Consider the following 18,363-nt stretch of genomic DNA (forward strand, 5'->3'; position numbering starts at 1 on the left):
GAGGGTGAGGTGGGGGCCGGTGGGGTTTTTGGAGTCGCGGACGGCGATGGCGGGGGTTAGGGCCGCGACCTCGACGCAGTCGCCGCCTTGACCGCCACTGCGGCTGCTCTTACGCCACTGGATGTCATGCGGGTTCGGGACGCTCATTCGTATTCCTCCAGTGCCCTCATGACTAGCCTGAGAGATGCATTGGCGGGCAGTGCTTCTCCCATGACGAGATGGAAACGTACCGAGGTTGCCTCGACTCTATCTGGGTCATGGATCAGTTGTCCTGCTCCAGAGGACTCCAGGTAAGCGGCCTTATGCCCGTCTGGCAACTCGAGGATCTTGAAGGAGCCATCGAGGGCGGCCCAGGTGATCGAATCGAAGGGCAGTATCCGAACTTGGACGTTCGGAACCTTCGTCATCACGTCGACCAGGTAAGTCAACTGTTCCCGGAAGGCCTCGCGGCCTCCTGCCGGCCTGCGAAGGGCTGACTCGTCGATCACGAACCAGATGCGTGGAGGCTTGGCCTTCTTGAGGATCGCTTGCCTGTTCATGCGTGCCGCTACGAGTCCATCCAACTCGTCCACCGACTGCCCGGCGTCCATGATCGCCCGCGCGTAGGACTCCTTCTGGAGGAGGCCCGGGATCACCTGGGACTCGAAGCCGTAGATGGCGGTGGCCTTCGCCTCCTGTGCGACGAAGCCGGGGAACCCGGGTGGGAGGGCGAGGCGTTTGCCCATCCCCTCAATGTCTTCCGCCATCTTCTGGAAGGGCTTGGTGGGGATCTTGAAGTAGGTGTCCAGGTCGATCGCGGATGGGATGGATGGCTTCGTGCCGGTTTCCATCTTCTCGATCCATGCGTACGTGCAGCCGAGTGCCTCGGCGAGTTGGGCACGAGACAACCCGGCGGCTTCGCGATAGCCGCGCAGCACGTTGCCGAAGTTGCGGATCAAGGGATCGCGGGTGTGTTCGCCCGGCTCACCGGTCATGGGGGGCTCGTCTCGGATCGGTGTGGATCATGGTTGATGTGTTGTTGTGTTCGCTCTGTAGCAGAGAGTAATGCGATCGGGTGATGCTGGCCGCACGAATTCAGCAAGCCGGATGGATCAGAGGGTTTCTGATGGATACGCGAGCGCAGGACGAGACGGAGTTGGGGCGGCTGCGGGCCGACTTCGCGGGGTGGCGGATCTGGCGGGCCGTCAAGCAGGACGGACGGCTGGGGGAGTGGGTGGCCAGCCTGCACGACCCTCGGGTGGGGATCGAGCCGACGCTCATGTTCCCCACGGCGCCGCTGCTGCGGGACGCGCTGATCCGGCAGGCCGAGAGCGCCAAGGCCAGGATCCGATGAGCCCGGCGCGGCCGGTGGACGTCCCCCCGGGCCCACCGGCCGCGTCGTTCCACGGGAAGGAAATGCCGTGAATCCGCGGGCTGAGAATCAGGTGCTCTCGGGCGCGCCACGTAATGAGCGGCGTGTTCATCTGGAGGCGCTTCGGGCCGTTGTTGAGGCGCGGCCTGAGTTGGGGTGCGGGATTGTTGAACGGCGCGGGACGCCCATGTTGGGCGTCGTCCGGTATGGCGGGACGGGGGCGTTGGCCGAGATCGGGTGCGACTACGTGCGGGCGGCGTGGTGGTTCACGTGGAGTGACGGGAAGCCGATCGCGCCGGTCCAGGACGCGGCCGGGGTCGTGCGATTGCTCGTCCGCGTATTGGATTAGCGGGCGCGGGCTGCCTTTCGCGTCCCGTCCGTGATGGGGCGTCGGTATGATCGCCGGGCTTTGGAGAGGGTGGATCATGGCGACGACCCAGGGTGAGCGGCAAGAGGCGCCCGCGTGCTATCGGCATCCCAAGCGGGAGACCTATGTGCGCTGCACGCGGTGCGACCGCTACATCTGCCCGGACTGCATGCGTGACGCGGCGGTGGGGCAGCAGTGCGTCGAATGCGTGCGCGAGGGCAACAGGACCATCCGGCAGGGCCGGACGGTCTTTGGGGGCAAGGTCTCGGTCACGCCCTGGGCGACCTACGTCCTGATCGCCGTGAACGTGCTGGTGTACCTGGGCGAGTTGGCCAAGCCCGACCTGGCCGACAAGCTCGGGTCGCTGGGCGTGGGCCTCATCGGCCCGGACGGTGCGATGTACGCGGCCGACGGCGGGACGTACGCGGGGTTCGAGTCGGTCGGCGTCGCGTACGGCGAGTGGTACCGGCTGATCACCTCCGCGTTCGTGCACCTGCTGCCCACGGAGGGCGGCTTCGGGATCCTCCACATCGTCCTCAACATGTGGTGGCTGTGGCGGCTCGGCCGGCCGACCGAGGAGATGCTCGGACGGTGGCGCTTCCTCGCCCTCTACCTGCTGGGCGCGCTGGGCGGCTCGGTTCTCGGCTACCTGATCGACCCGGGCATGAACGCGATCGGCGCCTCGGGTGGGATCTTCGGGCTCACCGCGGCCTACTGGATCTTCATGCGCCGGCTCGGCCACCCCATGCACGAGGCCAACCGGCTCGTCGTGTTCGCGATGATCTGGCTGGTCGTCTCGGCCGGGATCACGGCGTGGCAGGGCCACCTGGGCGGCCTCCTGGTGGGCGGCGCCGTCGCCCTGGCCTTCGCTTACGCGCCGAGAGAACGGCGTCTTCTCGTTCAGGTGGGTGCCGCCGCGGCCATGCTCGTCCTGCTGGCCGCCCTGGTGGTGATCAAGACTTCGGAGCTCGGCGGCACCCTCGTGTGACCCCGCGTCAGCGGGGGCGGGCCACCCTGGCCTCGTCCCAGACGGGTTCCGCTGATTCGTAGACGGAGCCGTCGGCGCCGAAGATCAGGTGGCGGTCGAAGGAGCGGGCGAACCAGCGGTCGTGGGTTACGGAGATGACCGTGCCCTCGTAGGACTCCAGGCCCTCTTGGAGGGCTTCCGCGCTGGCCAGGTCCAGGTTGTCCGTTGGTTCGTCTAGGAGGAGGAGTGTGGCGCCGCCTAGTTCCAGGAGAAGGATCTGGAGGCGGGCTTGTTGGCCGCCTGAGAGCGTTTCGAAGGGCTGTTCCGCGCAGACGTTCAGTTCGTAGCGGGCCAGGGCGCTCATGGCGTCGTTGCGTAGGCGGGCGTGTTCCGTCATGACTATTTCGCACGGGGTGCGGCCTGCCAGGTCTGGGCGGGCGTGGGTTTGCGCGAAGAGGCCGGGGACTACGCGGGCGCCCAGGCGGGCCACGGCCGGTGTGTGCGACGGGTTCTACGGGCGTTGCGCCTCGGGGGAGGGCTTCGGCTATGGCCGTGAGGAGGCGCAGGAAGTGGGATTTGCCGGAGCCGTTCGAGCCTAGGACCGCTACGCGTTCGCCGTACCAGATCTCGGTATCGAAGGGCTTCATGAGGCCCGTCAGTTCGAGGTTCTCGCAGATCACTGCACGTTTGCCGGTTCGGCCGCCGCGGGGCGCATTTTGAGGGACTGGTCGCGGGGCGGGATCTCCGGCGGGCCCGCTTCCTCGAACTTGCGCAGGCGGGTCTGGGCCGCTCGATAGCGCGATGCGAAACCGTCGTTGACCGTGGCCTTGGTGCGGAGCGTGTTGACGAGTTCTTTGAGTTTCGCGTGCTCCTCGTCCCAGCGGCGGCGCAGTTCTTCGAGGCGTTCGTTGCGGTCGCGCCGGGCGGCGGCGTAGGTGGCGAAACGGCCGCCGTGAATCCAGACGTGGGCCGCCTCGACGGTGACGATGCGGTCGGCCGAACGGTCGAGGAGTTCGCGGTCGTGGGACACCAGGAGGATTGTCTTGGGTGTTTCGCGCAGTCTCTCTTCTAGCCAGTGTTTGCCCGGGACGTCCAGGTAGTTGTCGGGCTCGTCCAGGAGGAGGACCTCGTCGGGGCCTCGGAGCAGGGCTTCTAGGGCGAGGCGTTTCTGTTCGCCGCCTGAGAGGGTGCGGACTTCGCGCCAGCGGCAGCCGTCGTACGAAATGCCTAGGGCGGCGACGCAGCAGGCGTCCCAGAGCACCTCGATCTCGTAGCCGCCCGCGTCGCCCCAGCCCGCGAGGGCCGTGGCGTAGCGGAGCTGGGTGGGTTCGTCGTCGCGTTCCATCATCGCGAGTTCCGCTGATTCGACGGCCTCGGCGGCCGACCGGACGCGGGGTGGCGCGAGGGAGAGAAGCAGGTCGTGGACGGACGAGTCGTCGCGCATGCTGCCGATGAACTGGCGCATCACGCCGATGCCGCCGCTGTGGCCGACGGTTCCGGATTGGGGCGTCAGGTCTCCGGCGATCAGGCGGAGCAGGGTCGTCTTGCCTGCGCCGTTCGGGCCGACCAGGGCGGCCGTGACGCCTTCGCCGACGCGGAAGGAGACGTCGTCCAGCAGCGTCCGGCCGTCCGGCAGTGCATGGCTGATATGGCCGACTTCGACGTGTCCCACGGTTCCCCCTCGATGACCTTCCGAGTCTCCGGAGGAGGAGGTGGGAGCGTCAAACGGTTTTCGCCAGGAGCGACTCGATGTGGGCGGCGACCTCGGCCAGGGCGATCTTGGACGTTTCGCCGGTGGCGCGGGTGGTGATCTCCGCCACGCCGTCGGCCAGGCTGCGGCGGCCTAGCGTGACGCGGAACGGGATGCCGGTCAGTTCCACGTCGCGGAACTTCACGCCCGCGCGTTCCGGACGGTCGTCGATCACGACCTCGACCCCGGCGGCCGACAGCGCGGCGTAGATGTCCTCGGCGGCCTTCGCCACGTCCGCGTTGTCCGACTGGGCCGGGACGACCGCTACCTGGAACGGGGCCACGGAGAGCGGCCAGACGATGCCGCGCTCGTCGTTGTGGGTCTCGACGATCGCGGCCATCGCGCGCTCCACGCCGATGCCGTAGCTGCCCATGATCACCGGGACGAGGCGGCCGTCCGGGTCCAGGACCTCGACGCCGAGGGCGCGGGCGTAGCGGTCGCCGAGCTTGAAGATGTGGCCCACCTCGATGGCCCGGACGATCTCCAGCGGCGACCCGCAGCGGACGCAGGGCTCGCCGGCGGCGACCTCGCGCAGGTCGGTCCAGGTGCCCACGTCGATGTCGCGTTCGACCGAAACGCCGCGCAGGTGGACGTCGTCGGTGTTCGCGCCGGTGAACATGTCGCGGCGGTCGCGGAGCGCCTCGTCCGCGATCACCGGGAGGGCCACGCCGACGGCGCCGAGGCTGCCGGGCAGAGCCCCTAGAGCGTCCTGGATCTCGGACGGTTCGGCGGCGCGGATCTCGGTCGCGCCGGTCGCGTCCACGAGTTTCTGCTCGTTGAGCGGGTGATCGCCGCGCAGCAGCACGAGCGTGAGCGTGCCGTCCAGGATGTAGACGAGTGTCTTGATCTGCCGGTCGCCCGGCGCGTCGTACGCCACAAGATCTTCGATCGTGCGGACGCCGGGCGTGTCGAACCGTTCCGGGGCGTCCAGGCCGGGGCCGTCCGAGGCGGCGGGCAGCGAAGATGTCGCGCGCTCGGTGTTCGCCGCGTAGCCGCAGGCGGGACAGTGGGCGACGAGGTCCTCGCCGACGTCGGACGGGCACATGAACTCGGTCGAGCCGGAGCCGCCCATCGTCCCGCTGGACGCCTCGCACGGCAGTGCCGGAATGCCCAGCCGGGAGAAGATCCGCGTGTAGGCGCCGTGGTAGGCGTCGAACGACGCGTCCAGGCCGGGACGGTCGATGTCGAAGCTGTAGGCGTCCTTCATGGTGAACTCGCGGGTCCGCATGAGGCCGCCCTTGGGGCGCGGCTCGTCCCGGAACTTCGTCTGGAACTGGTACCACTGCTGCGGCAGCTGCTTGTAGGAGCTGAGCTCCCGCGCCACGGTCGCGAAGATCTCCTCGTGCGTCATGCCGAGGGCGAGGTCGGCGCCGCGCCGGTCGCGGAGCCGGAACATCTCCTGGCCCATCAGGTCCCAGCGGCCCGACTTCTGCCACGGTTCCGCCGGATGCAGCGCGGGCAGCAGCATCTCCTGCGCGCCGATCGCGTTCATCTCCTCGCGCACGACCTGAATGATCTTCGCGCGGACGCGGACGGCCAGCGGCAGCAGCGAGTAGTGGCCCGCGGTGAGCTGCCGGACGAAGCCCGCGCGGAGCAGCAGCCGGTGGCTCGGCGCGTCCGCCTCGGCGGGGTCCTCGCGGAGCGTGGGCACGAACATCTGGGACCAGCGCATCTCGCGAGCCTAGCCAATCGGTACTGGCCGCCGCCGCCGGTCAGTACCCTTGTGTGCCGTGAGTCGAGAAGGTGTGACACCGCAGAGCGAGGATTTCTCCGCCTGGTACAACGAGCTGGTCGTGCAGGCCCAGCTCGTCGACCGTGGCCCGGTCCGCGGCACGATGGTCATCCGACCGTACGGGTACCGGATGTGGGAGCTGCTCCAGGCCGACCTGGACGGACGGATCAAGGACGCCGGGCACGAGAACGCCTGCTTCCCGATGTTCATCCCGGAGTCCTACCTCAAGCGGGAGGCCGAGCACGTCGAGGGCTTCTCGCCGGAGCTGGCGGTCGTCACCCACGCGGGCGGCAAGGACCTGGAGGAGCCGCTCGTCGTGCGGCCCACGTCCGAGACCGTCATCGGCGAGTACATGGCCAAGTGGATCGGCTCGCACCGCGACCTGCCGCTGCTGCTGAACCAGTGGGCGAACGTCGTCCGGTGGGAGATGCGGCCCCGGATGTTCCTGCGCACCACCGAGTTCCTCTGGCAGGAGGGCCACACCGCGCACATCGACGAGGACGACGCGATGCGCGAGACGATGTGGGCGCTGGGCGCCTACGCCGCCGTCGCCCGCGAGCTCGCCGCGATGCCCGTCGTCGCGGGGGAGAAGACGCCCGGCGAGCGGTTCGCCGGCGCCGTCCGCACGTACACGATCGAGGGCATGATGCGGGACGGCCGGGCGCTGCAGGCCGGCACGTCGCACTACCTCGGCACCAACTTCGCCAAGGCGTTCGAGATCCAGTACCAGGACGAGGCGGGCAAGCTGACGCACGCCCACACCACGTCCTGGGGGATGAGCACCCGCATGATCGGCGGCGTGATCATGACGCACGGCGACGACAAGGGCCTCGTCCTGCCGCCGAACATCGCGCCCTACCAGGTCGTGATCGTCCCGATCGGGCGCAAGGAGCAGGGCGAGCAGGCCGCCGCCGAGGCCCGGAGGCTGGGCGCGGCGATCAAGGCGGCGGGCGTCCGCGTGCACGTGGACGACAACCGCCCGCAGCTGTCGCCCGGCTTCAAGTTCAACGAGTGGGAGATGCGCGGCGTCCCGATCCGCGTCGAGCTGGGCATGCGCGACATCGAGAACGGCGTCGCGACGGTCGCCCGGCGGCTGCCGACCGTCGAAGGCCAGGGCAAGGAGCAGATCCCGCTCGACAAGGTGGCCGGGCTGCTGCCCGGGATGCTCGCCGACTTCCAGGCGTTCCTGCTGGCGCGCGCGGAGAGGTTCCGCGAGGACAACACCGCCGTCGTGGACGGATGGGACGCGTTCGCCGCGCAGGTCGCGTCCGGCTGGGCCCGCGCCTTCCACTGCGGCGAGACCGAGTGCGAGGACGCGATCAAGGCCGACACCGCCGCGACACCGCGCGTCATCCCCGCCGACGCGCCCGAGGAGAGCGGCGTCTGCGTGAAGTGCGGCCGGCCGTCCGCCTACGGCAGGCGCGTCATCTTCGGCAAGGCGTACTGAGAGAGGGGGCGCCCGCGCGATCAGCCGTCCTCGGCCTTGGTCGCGCGGGCGTTCGCCGTCATCCGCGTCAGGTACGGCTGGACGAACCACACCCATCCGCACAGCCCGAGGATGCCCACGGCGGTGAGGACGACCGGGAGCGCCGCCTCCTCCAGCGACTCGACGATCAGCATGGTCGCCGACGTGATGGAGATCGCCAGCGCGGCGGCACCGACGATCCCGTACCGGTTGGCGCGCCGGATCAGCAGGGGTTTCTGCCCGAGCCGGAACAGGATCCGGTGGTGGAACGCCGGCGAGATGAAGCAGATGGACGCCACCGCCGCGCCGAACAGCGCGAGGTAGAACAGCACGGTCCCGGTGCCGTCCACCTTGTCGAAACCGGCGGAGAACGGGACGGTCAGCAGGAACGCGAACAGCACCTGCACGCCGGTCGTCGCGACCCGGAACCCCTGGAGCAGCTCCATCAGCTGACGGTCGAGCCGCTCGTGCTCGGTCTCGTTGCGCGGCTTGTCCGCGGGATCGACGGTCATGTACCCGATTTACCCCGGCGAACGATCATCATCCCGACATTTCGGGCCGCGCTAGGCCAGGCTGGGCGGCTCCACGCGCAGCGCGAGCATCGACACGTCGTCCCGCAGATCGCCGTCGCAGTACTCCAGCAGCGCCTGCTCCACCCCGGCGAGCATGCCCGCCGGCGTGTCGCCGGCGTGCGCGGCGAGTGCTTCCAGCAGGCGTTCCTGGCCGAACTCCTGCCGCATCATGTCGCACGCCTCAAGGACGCCGTCCGAGTGCAGGATCAGCGTGTCGCCGACGGTGAGGTCGATCGAGTCCAGGCCGGCCTCGAAGTCCTCGAACAGGCCGAGCGGGACGCCGCCCCGCGACGCCGACCTGATCACCCCGTCGGCGCGCACCACGATCGCGGGCGGGTGCCCCGCGGTGCCCAGCGACACGATGACCTTCTCCGTCTCCAGCGTCAGCCCCGCCATCACCGCCGTGACGAACCGGTCCTCGTCCAGCAGCGCCTCGTTCACGATGCCGAGGACGTCGCCGGGGCTCGACTTCCACCGCGACGCCAGCCGGACGCAGTGCCGCGCCGTCGCCGTGACCGCCGCCGCGTCCTGGCCCTTGCCGCACACGTCGCCGAGGACGAGGCCCCAGCCGTCCTCCGTGCGGAACACGTCGTAGAAGTCGCCGCCGACGTCCGAGCCGTGCGTGGACGTCAGGTACTTCGCCGCCACGGTCACGCCCGGGATCGGCGGCAGCGTCTTCGGCAGCAGCCCCGCCTGCAGCGTGTCGGCGACCTCCGCGCGCCGCCGGTACAGGCGCGCCGCCCGGATCACCAGGGCCAGATAGCGGCCGAGGCGCTGCACGACGCCGAGGTCCATCAGGTCGAACGGGCCGTACTCGCCGCTCGCCGCCAATGTGATCGTTCCAATGGCGCGGTCGCCGTCCTCGATCGGCACGCTCAGCACCGACGTCGCGCCGATCTTGCCGCAGACGGGGTTGCCGTCCGGGCAGACGCCGAGCACGTCGAGGTTCTCCACGTGCGGCCGCAGCGCGCTCTGCCGGGTGACGAACACGGTGTGCGGGAGCGTGCCCTGCGCGGGCTCGACCTCCTCCAGCATCCGCGCGGCCTCGACGGAATGCTCGTCCTCCGGGCCCATCACCACCTGGCGGCGCAGCTCCGGGGCCGCCCCCGCCGCGTGGATGCCGCCCTGGAGCTGCCCGCCCGGACCGCCGTTCGGGCCGGTCAGGTCGATGAACGCCCAGTCGGCCAGCTCGGCGGCCAGCAGCCGGGCGCAGCGGCGCACCGCCACCGTCTCGTTGAAGACCGGCTCGTCCAGCAGCAGCTCGCTGGCGGTGGCGAGGACGTCCATCCGGTGGACGATCGTGGCGACGGCCTCGTCGTCGACCGGCGCGTCCTGCGTCGTCCGCGCCCTGCCCCGCGCGGCGCCCTTGCCGGGCCTGTCGGGCTTCTCGTCGACGGGGGTGGTCGTCGAGCCGGCCGCCACCACGACCATCGGGTCGGGCTCGCCGCGGATCCACACCCGCGCCAGCGTCACCACGGCGTCGACCGGACGGTCCCGGCCGAGGAAGCGGACGTTGACGCGGCGGCGGCGTCCCGTCCGGACCACCGCGGCCAGCTGCGACCGCACCGCCGCGCGGGTCGCCATGTCGCAGAACGCCGTGAACTGCTTGCCCGACACATAGCCCGACGACGTGCCGAGCAGCATCGCCGCCTGCCGGTTGACGCGCCGGACGCTGGTCGTCCGGTCCAGCAGGAACAGCGGGACGGGCGCGTCCTGGAACACCGTGCGCAGCACCCGGCGCTCGTTCTCCGCCGCGGCCGATCCGCCCTGCTCACCGCTCTGCCCGCCGCCCATCGTGCGCAGCACGGTCGTCGCCAGCTCAAGCTCGACCAGCGCCGCGTCCAGGGTGGCGCGCAGGTCGGGTTCCGGGACGCCGGCGGCCTGGCGCAGCTCGCCGATACGCCCTTCGAGGTCCGAGATCTCCCGCAGCAGGGACTCGGGTTCGAGCTGGTCGGGCTGATCGTGCATCTGGTCTCCCTCTCGTCCGCGTCACACGGTGGAACCAGCCCGGCTCCCGCCCGGACCTGGCCGGGCCACGATCCGCGGGGGCCGCTTCGAGCAGCCTATTCGCATCCCCTGCATGCGTCTGCAGGCACGGCCTAGGGAAGGCCTTGATGACCGACGATACGCTGTGCGAGAGCGGTCAGCTTCACATGACGCGTCTGCGAGATGCGGCGCATCTCCGCGAACGCCTCGTCGGCGTCGCACCCCAGCGCGTGCATCAGAATGCCCTTCGCCTGGTCGACGATCGCGCGCGCCTCCACCGCCTCCTGCAGCTGGACGGCCGTCCGGTGCACGTCGTCGTAGTGCTGGGAGTTGGACACCGCGGCGGTGCCCTGCGCGATCAGCAGCGACGCCAGCGCGTGCCGGCCGTGGCCGAGCGCCTTCGGCGTCACCCCGTACAGCGTCAGCGTGACCAGGATCGGCGGGTTCAGGTGCGGCGTCGTGACGAAGCAGCGCACCCCGCGGCGCAGCATGTCCGACATCGACTCGGGCCAGCGGGTCTCGGCGAGGATGTCGTCGCACGTCAGCGGCCTGCGCCCGCGCACCACGTCGAAGACCGGCCCGTGGCCGCGCGACAGCTGCCGGTCGGTCACCTCGGCGAGATCGGGATGGCTCGCGGCGGCCGCCAGCGGCTCCGGCCGCGACTCCTCCGGCGGCTCGGTGTCCACGGTGTCGTCGGCCTGCGGGACGGTCCCCGCGGGCGGCCACGCGGAGCCCGGATCGGCCCCGGCCGCCGTCCGGGGCAGCGCCCACCGCACGCTCGCGGCGCCCGCGCAGCCGGGGATCGCGCGCGCGGCCAGCTCCGTCACCCGGTGCAGCGTGCCCACATCCGAGGACTCCCCGACCATGCCCAGGCGGGCGATCTCGAGCGCGAGCTGGTCGGTCAGAACCGTTTCGGTGGGCGTCACCCCTCCGAGATTATCCTGGCCGGACGGCTGCGACGCGTTACCCGGCGCCACGCGGCCCTGCTGCTTCGGGGGCTGCTGCTTCACGGCCACTGCCTCATGAGGAGTCCTAGATGTCGGGGGTTCCCAGGTGCCGGGGTTCTGGGGCGCTGGGAGTTCCTGAACGCTTGGGTTCTAGACGTTGGGGGTCCTGGACGTTGGAAGTTCCTGAACACCGAGGTCTTAGACGCTGGGGTCCTGGACCTTGGGAGGGGCCTGGTTGCTGGGAAGTGGTGGTTGCTGGGGGGGCGTGATTGCGGGGGAGTCGTGGTTGTCGGGGGGTCCTAGTTGTTGGGGGGTGCCTTGCTGATCTCGCCGAGGGGGCCGGTCTCCCCGTCCGCCATCGCGAGGTCGCCGATGGACACGATGCCCACGGGACGCTGCTCGCCGTCCACGACGGGCAGCCGCCGGACGGCCTGCTCGCACATCAGCCGTGCCACGGTTCCGGTGTCGTCGTCGGGACGGACGGTCGTCAACTCGGCCGTGCACACGTCGCCGAGGGCCGTCAGCGACGTGTCGCGGCTCTCGGCGACCGCGCGGACCACGATGTCGCGGTCGGTCACCACGCCGCACAGCCGTCCGGCATAGGTGACGAGCACATCGCCGATCCCCTCGTCCCGCATCACCCGGGCCGCCTCGTACAGCGTCGCGTCCAGCGGCAATGACAGCGGGGCCGCCGTCATCACGTCGCTGACCCTTGGTGGCATCGCGCGCACATCCTCCCGAATCGCCGGCGGCTCGCGTGGCCCGTGTGCGCGCCTTACCCGCAGTCGGCGCGCCTATTCGGACAGTTCCGGGTCCGGCCACCCGGTTTGCGTGTTTTGTCTGCTTAGAACGCGAAAACCGTGCCCGTCCGCGACCGCATGACGCAGTCGTTGCCGTACTCGGCCCGGAACCGCACAGGTTTTCCGTGCCACCGGCCTTCGGTGCGGGCGACGACCGGTGCGTGGACGGCGGTGCACATCCGGCCGTCCGGCGGGTGCGCGAGTTTCCCGCCGGACCCGCTCAGCTCCGAGCAGGCCTGCGCGGCCTCGGGATGCCCGCCGCCCGGCGGATCGCAGCGCAGCGTCACCGCCCTGGGCCGCCGGTCCGGATGGCTGAGGGTGAGGCGGAGGGACGTCCCCGAATCCGGGGGGACGGCCGGCATGAGGGCGATCACCGTACCGGCGATGACGCCCGTGACGAGGTTCGGCACCGAAACTCCCGACGACTGGAGGGTCGTCGCTCAGTGTATCGATCTCGACACTTACCGTGCGGGAAAATGAGTGATCCCGCAGCCACGGGGCAGCTGCGGGATCACGCTGTGCTGGCGGAACGGGCATCAGCCACGCAAGGACCGGAGGGTTTGAGCCCGACCACGCGGAGACCCGTCACGTTGCGATCGCGTCCGAAGGCAGGTTCAAGCGAAGCGAGAACCTGATCGCGCAGCGAGCCGCCAGGCGAGCCGGAGCGATGCCAGCGATCGCCCGCGTTTCTCGACGATGGAGGGCCGCCAAGGCCCGAAGGAGGAGAGAAACGCAAAAAATCACGCGGCGAGGATGTGGGTGGCGCGGCGGTGGTCGGCGAGGGCCTCGCGGAGCTGCTTGCGTCCGCGGTGCAGGCGGGACATCACCGTGCCGATGGGGGTGCCCATCATCTCGGCGATCTCCTTGTAGGGGTAGCCCTCGACGTCCGCGAGGTAGACGGCGTCCCGGAAGTCCTTCGGCAGGGCGCGCAGCGCGGCGGTGACCTGCGAGTCGGGGATGCGGTCGAGTGCCTCGGACTCGGCGGACCGGAAGCCGGACGCGTGCGCCTCGGCCTGCGCGATCTGCCACTCCTCCAGCTCCTCGGAGCCGGCGCGCTGGGGCTCGCGCTGCTTCTTGCGGTAGGTGTTGATGAAGTTGTTGGTGAGGATGCGGTGCAGCCAGGCCTTGAGGTTCGTGCCCTCCTGGAACTGGTGGAAGTTCACGTAGGCCTTGGCGAGGGTCTCCTGGACGAGATCCTCGGCGTCCGCGGTGTTGCGGGTCATCCGGACGGCGCTGAGGTAGAGCGGGTCGGCGAGCGGCAGGACGTCGCGCTCGTAGCGCCGGTTGCTCTCGATGTTCGTACTGCTCCCAACTTCGCGGTGGTTCTTGCGGCTGGCGTCGCGGCCGTTGTCGCGGACAGGCGTGGTGACAGCGGTCATCGTCGCTCCCCGTGGTAGTGCCCCCGTCGCAGGGGGCCGGTTGCATGGCGCGTGGTCGGGGGCACGCGCAGACCGGGCGGACGAGCCGCCCCCCGTTGAGTGGTACGTGCCACCGTTCCCGGCGGGTTCGGAGGATGGACCCGGCCTCGCATGGAGAGTGGGCCGAGGATCCTGCGCGGGTCGGCGATGCCAGGGCGACCCCGTTCTCCGGGACGTCGCGGGCTGCGCTCGATCAGGCGCCTGACCACCCGCCGGTGGTCTTCCTGTAGGTAAGACGCCTGGAAGGGTCCAAAAGGTTGCCTTGACCCGGGTGTTGCTCATCACACCCCACCGGCGTGTCGCCCAACCCACCCCCACCCGCTGCTATAGGCCGCCCCATGCAGGACGTCCGGCCGGGCGGGGACGTGCCGACCACCCGCCTAAAGCACCCCGCCCCACCCGAACATTCCCGCTCGGCGAACTACACGCGTGGACGTGGTGGCCGGGGTCGGCAGGTGCCGGCCACCACGTCCGCGCTTAGGGGTTGTTAGTCGAGTAGGTGGTTGAGGGCCTTTCGCATGAGGGTCTTGGCGTCGGGGGACTGCTCTAGCCCGAAGCCCAGGAGGACGGTGTCCTTGGTGGCTACCGAGGAGACGGAGTCGATCAGGGCTTGCGAGCGGACGAACTCGGTGCCGTTGCCGGGGCTGCCGGTGGGGGCACCCTGGATCGTCCAGGGGCCGAGGCCCGTTTCGAAGCCTTCGGCGTCGATCTGGCCGGCGGACGTGGTGAGCTTCGTGTCGTCGATGAACAGGCCGGTTCCGCCGGTGGCGGGGTCGCTCACGTAGGAGATGGACACCTCGATCGTCTTGCCCGCGTAGGCGGACAGGTCGAACGCGGCGGGGACCCAGCCGTTGGAGTTGCCCGTGAAGGCGTTCCAGCTACCGGACGTGCCGGTGTTGCCGCAGGGGTTGCCTCCGGTGAGGTAGTGGGTGAGGAACGGGTGCATGTCCAGGTAGTAGCCCTGCTCGCACTGCTCCGGGACGGTGGTGCTCGTCCGGCCGTTCTTGTCGGGCAGCGTGGTCCAGTCCTCGGCGCCGGTGGTGTGCGCTTCGACGATGATGTTGTCGAAGCCCGTCTCGGTGCTGTAGGAGAGCTGGGCCTGCAGGGTCGGGGCCTGCGCCGCGGTGATCGAGGAAAGGTCGATCGTGCGGGTCAGGCGGCGGTAGGCGCCGTCCTGGTGCGGGCCCGCGACGTACCACTGGCCTTCGACGGGTTCCGTGGGCGCGGCGGCGCCGGTGTAGTCGCCGGCCTTCCAGCTGGTGAACTGCGGGAAGTCGGCCTTGGGCAGGACGGTCGAGGTGACCTGGAACCCGCCTGCCTCGTTGACCGGGTTGGTGGCCGTGCCGGTCAGGTTGGACGTCACCCCGTCGAAGGGTGTGTCGGTTCCGGCGAATCCGGTGGGTGCGCCCACGCGCTGCCTGTCGTAGGCGCCCAGGTAGTACTGGAAGAAGTCGTCCGACAGGAGTTCGCAGTCGTCCCGGAAGTTGCCGGTGACCACGCAGGGCTTCTCCGGATGTCCCTTCAGGCCGTAGTAGATGCCGCCGCCGTTCAGTCGGCTGATCGGGCCGTAGTAGCCGGTCGTCTCGCCGGTGTGGAGCAGCTTGCCGCCCTCGTTCAGGTAGGAGCGGACGGAGAGGACGAGGTCCTTCTCACGGTCTGCCACCTGCGAGTCGGGGGCGTTGCCGATGTAGGTCCGCACCGGGTCGTCGGCCGGGTCCTGGGTGAGGCGGTTGTCGCCGAGGTACCAGACGACGGCCTTGAAGTGCTTCAGGACGCCGAGGTCGTGCGGGGCGCCGTCCTTGTCGATGTCCCAGACGAGCGGCCGGTGGCCCGCCGCCTTCACGAGGTCGGCGTACTGGCCCGTGTAGCGCGGCGCCTTGGTGGGATAGGCGGGGTTGATTCCGGTGTAGTCCTCGTCCGCGACGAGCAGGACGTCCGCTCTGTGCTGGTCTCGGACGGTGTAGGTGAAGTGCTGGCTCTCGACCTGCTTGTGGCCCTTCCGCCCGGTGAACCACACCTCGACCCTGTCGCCGGGCCGCTGCCGGATCTTGCCCCGGTACTCGGCGTAGTAGGTGTCGTTCTCGTCGCCGAAGCGCTCGCCGCCGCGCCATTCGCGGACGTGCGCGCGGTGCGTCCGGCCGCCGTTGACCCGGTAGCGCAGCTCCTTGTGCCGCAGCGACCTGCGGATCACGGACGCGACCTCCTGGGAGGAGCCGTAGGACGTGGTGAACGCGTCGGTCTCGAAGTCGGGCGCGGTGCGTCCGACCGAGGAGACGGGCTCGTCCGGCGTCCGCGCGGACTTGCCGACCGACAGCGCGAAGGGCAGGTTCTTCTCGAACTCGCGCTGGATGAGCGCCTCGTCGTCCGGGAACTCGAAGTCGCTGCCGCAGTCGCCGGGGTCCCAGGCGTCGTCCGGGTCCTCGTTGGCTGCCGTAGTGCAGGTCGCCATCTCCGGCGTGATCGTGAGGGAGCCGTACTCGTTGTCGGTCTGCCCGTCGGTCTCGCCGTTGGTCGTGTAGAGCTGGGCGCCCAGCTCGGGCGTGTAACCGGGGACGGCGGGGTGGTCGATGTCGCCGAGCAGCGCGTCGTGGATCACGTCGTCCGGGCTGCGGGTGAGGGCCTGCCAGCCCACGCCGTGCAGCAGCAGCTGTGCCGCCGAGTGGTAGTTGATCAGGTACGTGGGCCGGACGCGCTCGTACAGGTCCAGCTGCGCCCGCGTCTCGGGCTCGGACGCGGGCGATTTGCCGCGATAGGTCTGGCTGGCGGGCAGGTCCGACGAGCCCTCGTTGTCGTAGCCCCACTTGTAGGGGAAGTTGCGGTTGAGGTCGATGCCGTCCGCGCCGGTGATCTGGCCGTCGCCGTTGTTGTCGCGGACGTTCTTGCGCCACAGCCGGAAGCCGTCCTGGAACGTCAGGTCGTAGCCGTCGACGTTGACGACCGGGAGGAACCACAGTTCCGTCGTGTCGATGATCCTGGTGACGTCGGCGTTCGTCCCGTACCCGTCGACGTAGTAGTGCAGCAGCCGGCGGACCATCTCGGGCGTGATCCACTCGCGGGCGTGCTGCGCGGCCTGGTAGACGACCACGGGCCGCTTGCGGTGGTGCCCGCGCCGCTCCTTGCCGGCGACCCGGACGGCGGTGATCGGCTGGCCCTTGATGGACGTCCCGAGGTCCACGGCCTTCGCGATGGACGCGTGGTCCGAGGCGACCTTGAGCAGTTCCTCGCGGATGTTGCCGGGGCCGCTGTAGGGGCGGAAGACGTTCTGGGCGGCGGCCTTCGCGCGCAGCCGGGCGTCCTTCTTCACGGTGAGGCCGAGGCCTTGCGCGTTGAGCGAGGCGGCCTCGGTGCCGCTCATGACGGCCTCGACGTGGACGCGGTCCTGCTGCGCGCTCTTGGAGAAGTGGACGTCCTCCCGGTCGAGGGCGGTGCCGTTCAGGACCCGCACCTGGTCCGGGGTCAGGTCGGCGGTGTAGACGCCCACGGCCGGGCCGGACGCGGGCGGTTTCGGGGCGGCGTTCGCGGGCGCCGCGACCAGCGTTCCGATCAGGAGCGCGGCCGCGGCGAGGGTCGGGGTGAGTCTTCGATGCCGGAACAGTGTGCGCGGCATTGCGCCCTCCCAGGCAGGGATCACGACGGGGGTTGCGTGATCGTCTGCCGGGGGGACAAAGGGTGTCAATGGGGCAATAGTTGCCTATGCCCGGATGAGGTCACCGCGCCGGTAGATGCCCGGCCAGTACCGCGCGGACGAGGGGCGCCGCGAACTCCTCCGGCGCCGCCGGGAGCCCCGCCCCCGCGCTCACCGCGTCCGGGCCGGCGAGCCGCGTCAGGAAGGCGTGCTGCTGGCAGCCTCCTAGCAGGGCCGCCGCGATGAACGGGAGCGGCGCGTCGGCGCGGAGCCGTCCCGCGTCCCGCTCCGCCTCCAGGTAGCCGATCAGGGCGGAGTGGCCCATCACGGGGCCGGTCATCGGCCCTCCGGCAGGTGTTGCGGCCAAGGGTGATTCGCCGTCCTGGCCACCTCTGGTCCGCGCGCGCGCCTTGGCGGCGGCCTCGTTCTGTGCTTTGACCGGGCCGTTGTCACGCAACCAGGCGATCAGTTCAGGATCGGCTAGGACGGGCCCGGTCATCGGCAGCAACTCGCCATAGAAGCGGACCATGTCGGCCGCCAGGCGGACGAGGTTCTCCTCCACCGTGTTCTGCCCGACGGACCCGGCGAGCGCCGCCATCGCCGTCCGGGCCGTTCCGGTGACTTCCGCCAGGGCCGCCGCGAACAACGCCGTCTTGTTCGCGAAATGGTTGTAGAGGCTGCCCTCGGAGACGCCCGCGCTGCGCGCGATCTCCTTGGTCGTCGCGGCCACGATCCCGCGCGCCCGGATCACCGTGACCGCCGCCGCCAGGATCCGGTCGCGCATGGGCTCCGTCCGTGCCGCCAACCCCGCGTCACCTCCCCTTCCGCCGTGGACGCTAGCACCCGCGCGGGTATGAGTGAGCACTCACCCGATGCTTTTTCGGGAAGTTCCAGCGCCTCGCCCTTACAGGAGGTAACGTCCGCTTTACCGTGCGTTGCCAGGGGTATTCGAGCGTTCTCGCGCGGGGAGGGGGACCGCGTGGTCATCGCGGACTTGCTGGGGGTGGCGAAGATCGCCGCCATCACGCTGAACGAACGGGGCCTGATCAGCCACTGGGACGACACCGCCACCGAGCTGTTCGGCGTCGGACCGCCCGGCGCCCTGGGCCGCCCGCCGGCGGCGCTGCTGCGGCTGCCCCGCGAGCACCGCGGCGCCTTCGAACCGGAGACCTTCGGGCACGTCTGGTGCGGCGCCTGCACCCTGCCGCGCGTCGACACCGGCGAACCGGCCGAGGTCGGCTGGTGGGTCTACCCGATCGGCGGGACGCCCGGCGAGCGCGGCGTCAGCGTGCTGGCGCTGGCCGCCGACCTGCGCCGGCTGCGCCGCAACGGGATCGGCATCACGATCGGCGACCTGCTGCTCGCCCCGCCCGACAGCCCCGG

At 70.1% G+C, this 18,363-nt stretch carries 15 protein-coding genes and 1 pseudogene; 4 read left to right on the forward strand and 12 right to left on the reverse strand.

Features of this window, described 5'->3' with window-relative positions; genetic code table 11:
- Together HUX53_RS04090 and HUX53_RS04095 are read right to left on the reverse strand one after the other, a co-directional pair.
- Positions 1–147 (reverse strand): DUF397 domain-containing protein (locus HUX53_RS04090; RefSeq protein WP_176401831.1); only part of this gene is annotated, 147 nt, incomplete at its 3' end.
- Positions 144–974, reverse strand: a complete 831-nt coding sequence (locus HUX53_RS04095) for a helix-turn-helix transcriptional regulator (protein ID WP_176401832.1) — start codon at positions 972–974, stop codon at positions 144–146. The genes HUX53_RS04090 and HUX53_RS04095, both read right to left, overlap by 4 nt.
- Positions 975–1,105: 131 nt before the next feature.
- Between HUX53_RS04095 and HUX53_RS04100 the strand changes: the two genes are divergently transcribed.
- Both HUX53_RS04100 and HUX53_RS04105 read left to right on the forward strand, forming a co-directional pair.
- Positions 1,106–1,333: a hypothetical protein gene (locus HUX53_RS04100; protein WP_176401833.1), complete on the forward strand. Its 228-nt coding sequence runs from the start codon at positions 1,106–1,108 to the stop codon at positions 1,331–1,333.
- A gap of 443 nt (positions 1,334–1,776) precedes the next feature.
- On the forward strand, positions 1,777–2,706 hold the full coding sequence (locus HUX53_RS04105; RefSeq protein ID WP_176401834.1) for a rhomboid family intramembrane serine protease: 930 nt from the start codon (positions 1,777–1,779) through the stop codon (positions 2,704–2,706).
- 7 nt (positions 2,707–2,713) lie between these two features.
- Here HUX53_RS04105 and HUX53_RS04110 read toward each other — a convergent pair.
- Together HUX53_RS04110 and HUX53_RS04115 are read right to left on the reverse strand one after the other, a co-directional pair.
- Positions 2,714–4,357: pseudogene (locus tag HUX53_RS04110) on the reverse strand (ABC-F family ATP-binding cassette domain-containing protein).
- 49 nt (positions 4,358–4,406) lie between these two features.
- Positions 4,407–6,107, reverse strand: coding sequence for a proline--tRNA ligase (locus HUX53_RS04115; RefSeq protein WP_176401835.1), 1,701 nt, complete (start codon positions 6,105–6,107; stop codon positions 4,407–4,409).
- A 58-nt stretch (positions 6,108–6,165) separates the two neighbouring features.
- Between HUX53_RS04115 and proS the strand changes: the two genes are divergently transcribed.
- The gene (gene proS / locus HUX53_RS04120) at positions 6,166–7,614 is read left to right on the forward strand and encodes a proline--tRNA ligase (protein WP_309237038.1); all 1,449 of its coding nucleotides are present in this window, start codon (positions 6,166–6,168) and stop codon (positions 7,612–7,614) included.
- A gap of 20 nt (positions 7,615–7,634) precedes the next feature.
- On the opposite strand, the gene HUX53_RS04125 is transcribed toward proS, so the two are convergent.
- From HUX53_RS04125 to HUX53_RS04160, 8 genes are all read right to left on the reverse strand, one after another.
- A complete protein-coding gene (locus HUX53_RS04125; RefSeq protein WP_176401836.1) occupies positions 7,635–8,144 on the reverse strand; it encodes a DUF6328 family protein in 510 nt (169 codons plus the stop codon).
- Between the two features lie 51 nt (positions 8,145–8,195).
- A complete protein-coding gene (locus tag HUX53_RS04130) occupies positions 8,196–10,172 on the reverse strand; it encodes a SpoIIE family protein phosphatase (protein ID WP_176401837.1) in 1,977 nt (658 codons plus the stop codon).
- Between the two features lie 131 nt (positions 10,173–10,303).
- Positions 10,304–11,116 (reverse strand): ANTAR domain-containing protein, encoded by an 813-nt coding sequence (locus tag HUX53_RS04135; RefSeq protein ID WP_309237039.1) that lies wholly within the window; start codon positions 11,114–11,116, stop codon positions 10,304–10,306.
- 320 nt (positions 11,117–11,436) lie between these two features.
- A complete protein-coding gene (locus HUX53_RS04140; protein WP_176401838.1) occupies positions 11,437–11,859 on the reverse strand; it encodes a CBS domain-containing protein in 423 nt (140 codons plus the stop codon).
- Positions 11,860–11,981: 122 nt separating this feature from the next.
- Positions 11,982–12,347, reverse strand: a complete 366-nt coding sequence (locus HUX53_RS04145) for an SSI family serine proteinase inhibitor (protein WP_176401839.1) — start codon at positions 12,345–12,347, stop codon at positions 11,982–11,984.
- 330 nt (positions 12,348–12,677) lie between these two features.
- Positions 12,678–13,316: a sigma-70 family RNA polymerase sigma factor gene (locus tag HUX53_RS04150; RefSeq protein WP_176401840.1), complete on the reverse strand. Its 639-nt coding sequence runs from the start codon at positions 13,314–13,316 to the stop codon at positions 12,678–12,680.
- A 526-nt stretch (positions 13,317–13,842) separates the two neighbouring features.
- Positions 13,843–16,962, reverse strand: a complete 3,120-nt coding sequence (locus HUX53_RS04155; protein WP_176401841.1) for a M14 family metallopeptidase — start codon at positions 16,960–16,962, stop codon at positions 13,843–13,845.
- Positions 16,963–17,062: 100 nt separating this feature from the next.
- The gene (locus tag HUX53_RS04160) at positions 17,063–17,764 is read right to left on the reverse strand and encodes a TetR/AcrR family transcriptional regulator (RefSeq protein WP_176401842.1); all 702 of its coding nucleotides are present in this window, start codon (positions 17,762–17,764) and stop codon (positions 17,063–17,065) included.
- A 195-nt stretch (positions 17,765–17,959) separates the two neighbouring features.
- On the opposite strand from HUX53_RS04160, the gene HUX53_RS04165 reads away from it, so the two are divergent.
- Positions 17,960–18,363 (forward strand): hypothetical protein (locus tag HUX53_RS04165; protein WP_217919062.1); only part of this gene is annotated, 404 nt, incomplete at its 3' end.

Source organism: Actinomadura sp. BRA 177 (assembly GCF_013372625.1).
Classification (GTDB): domain Bacteria; phylum Actinomycetota; class Actinomycetes; order Streptosporangiales; family Streptosporangiaceae; genus Spirillospora.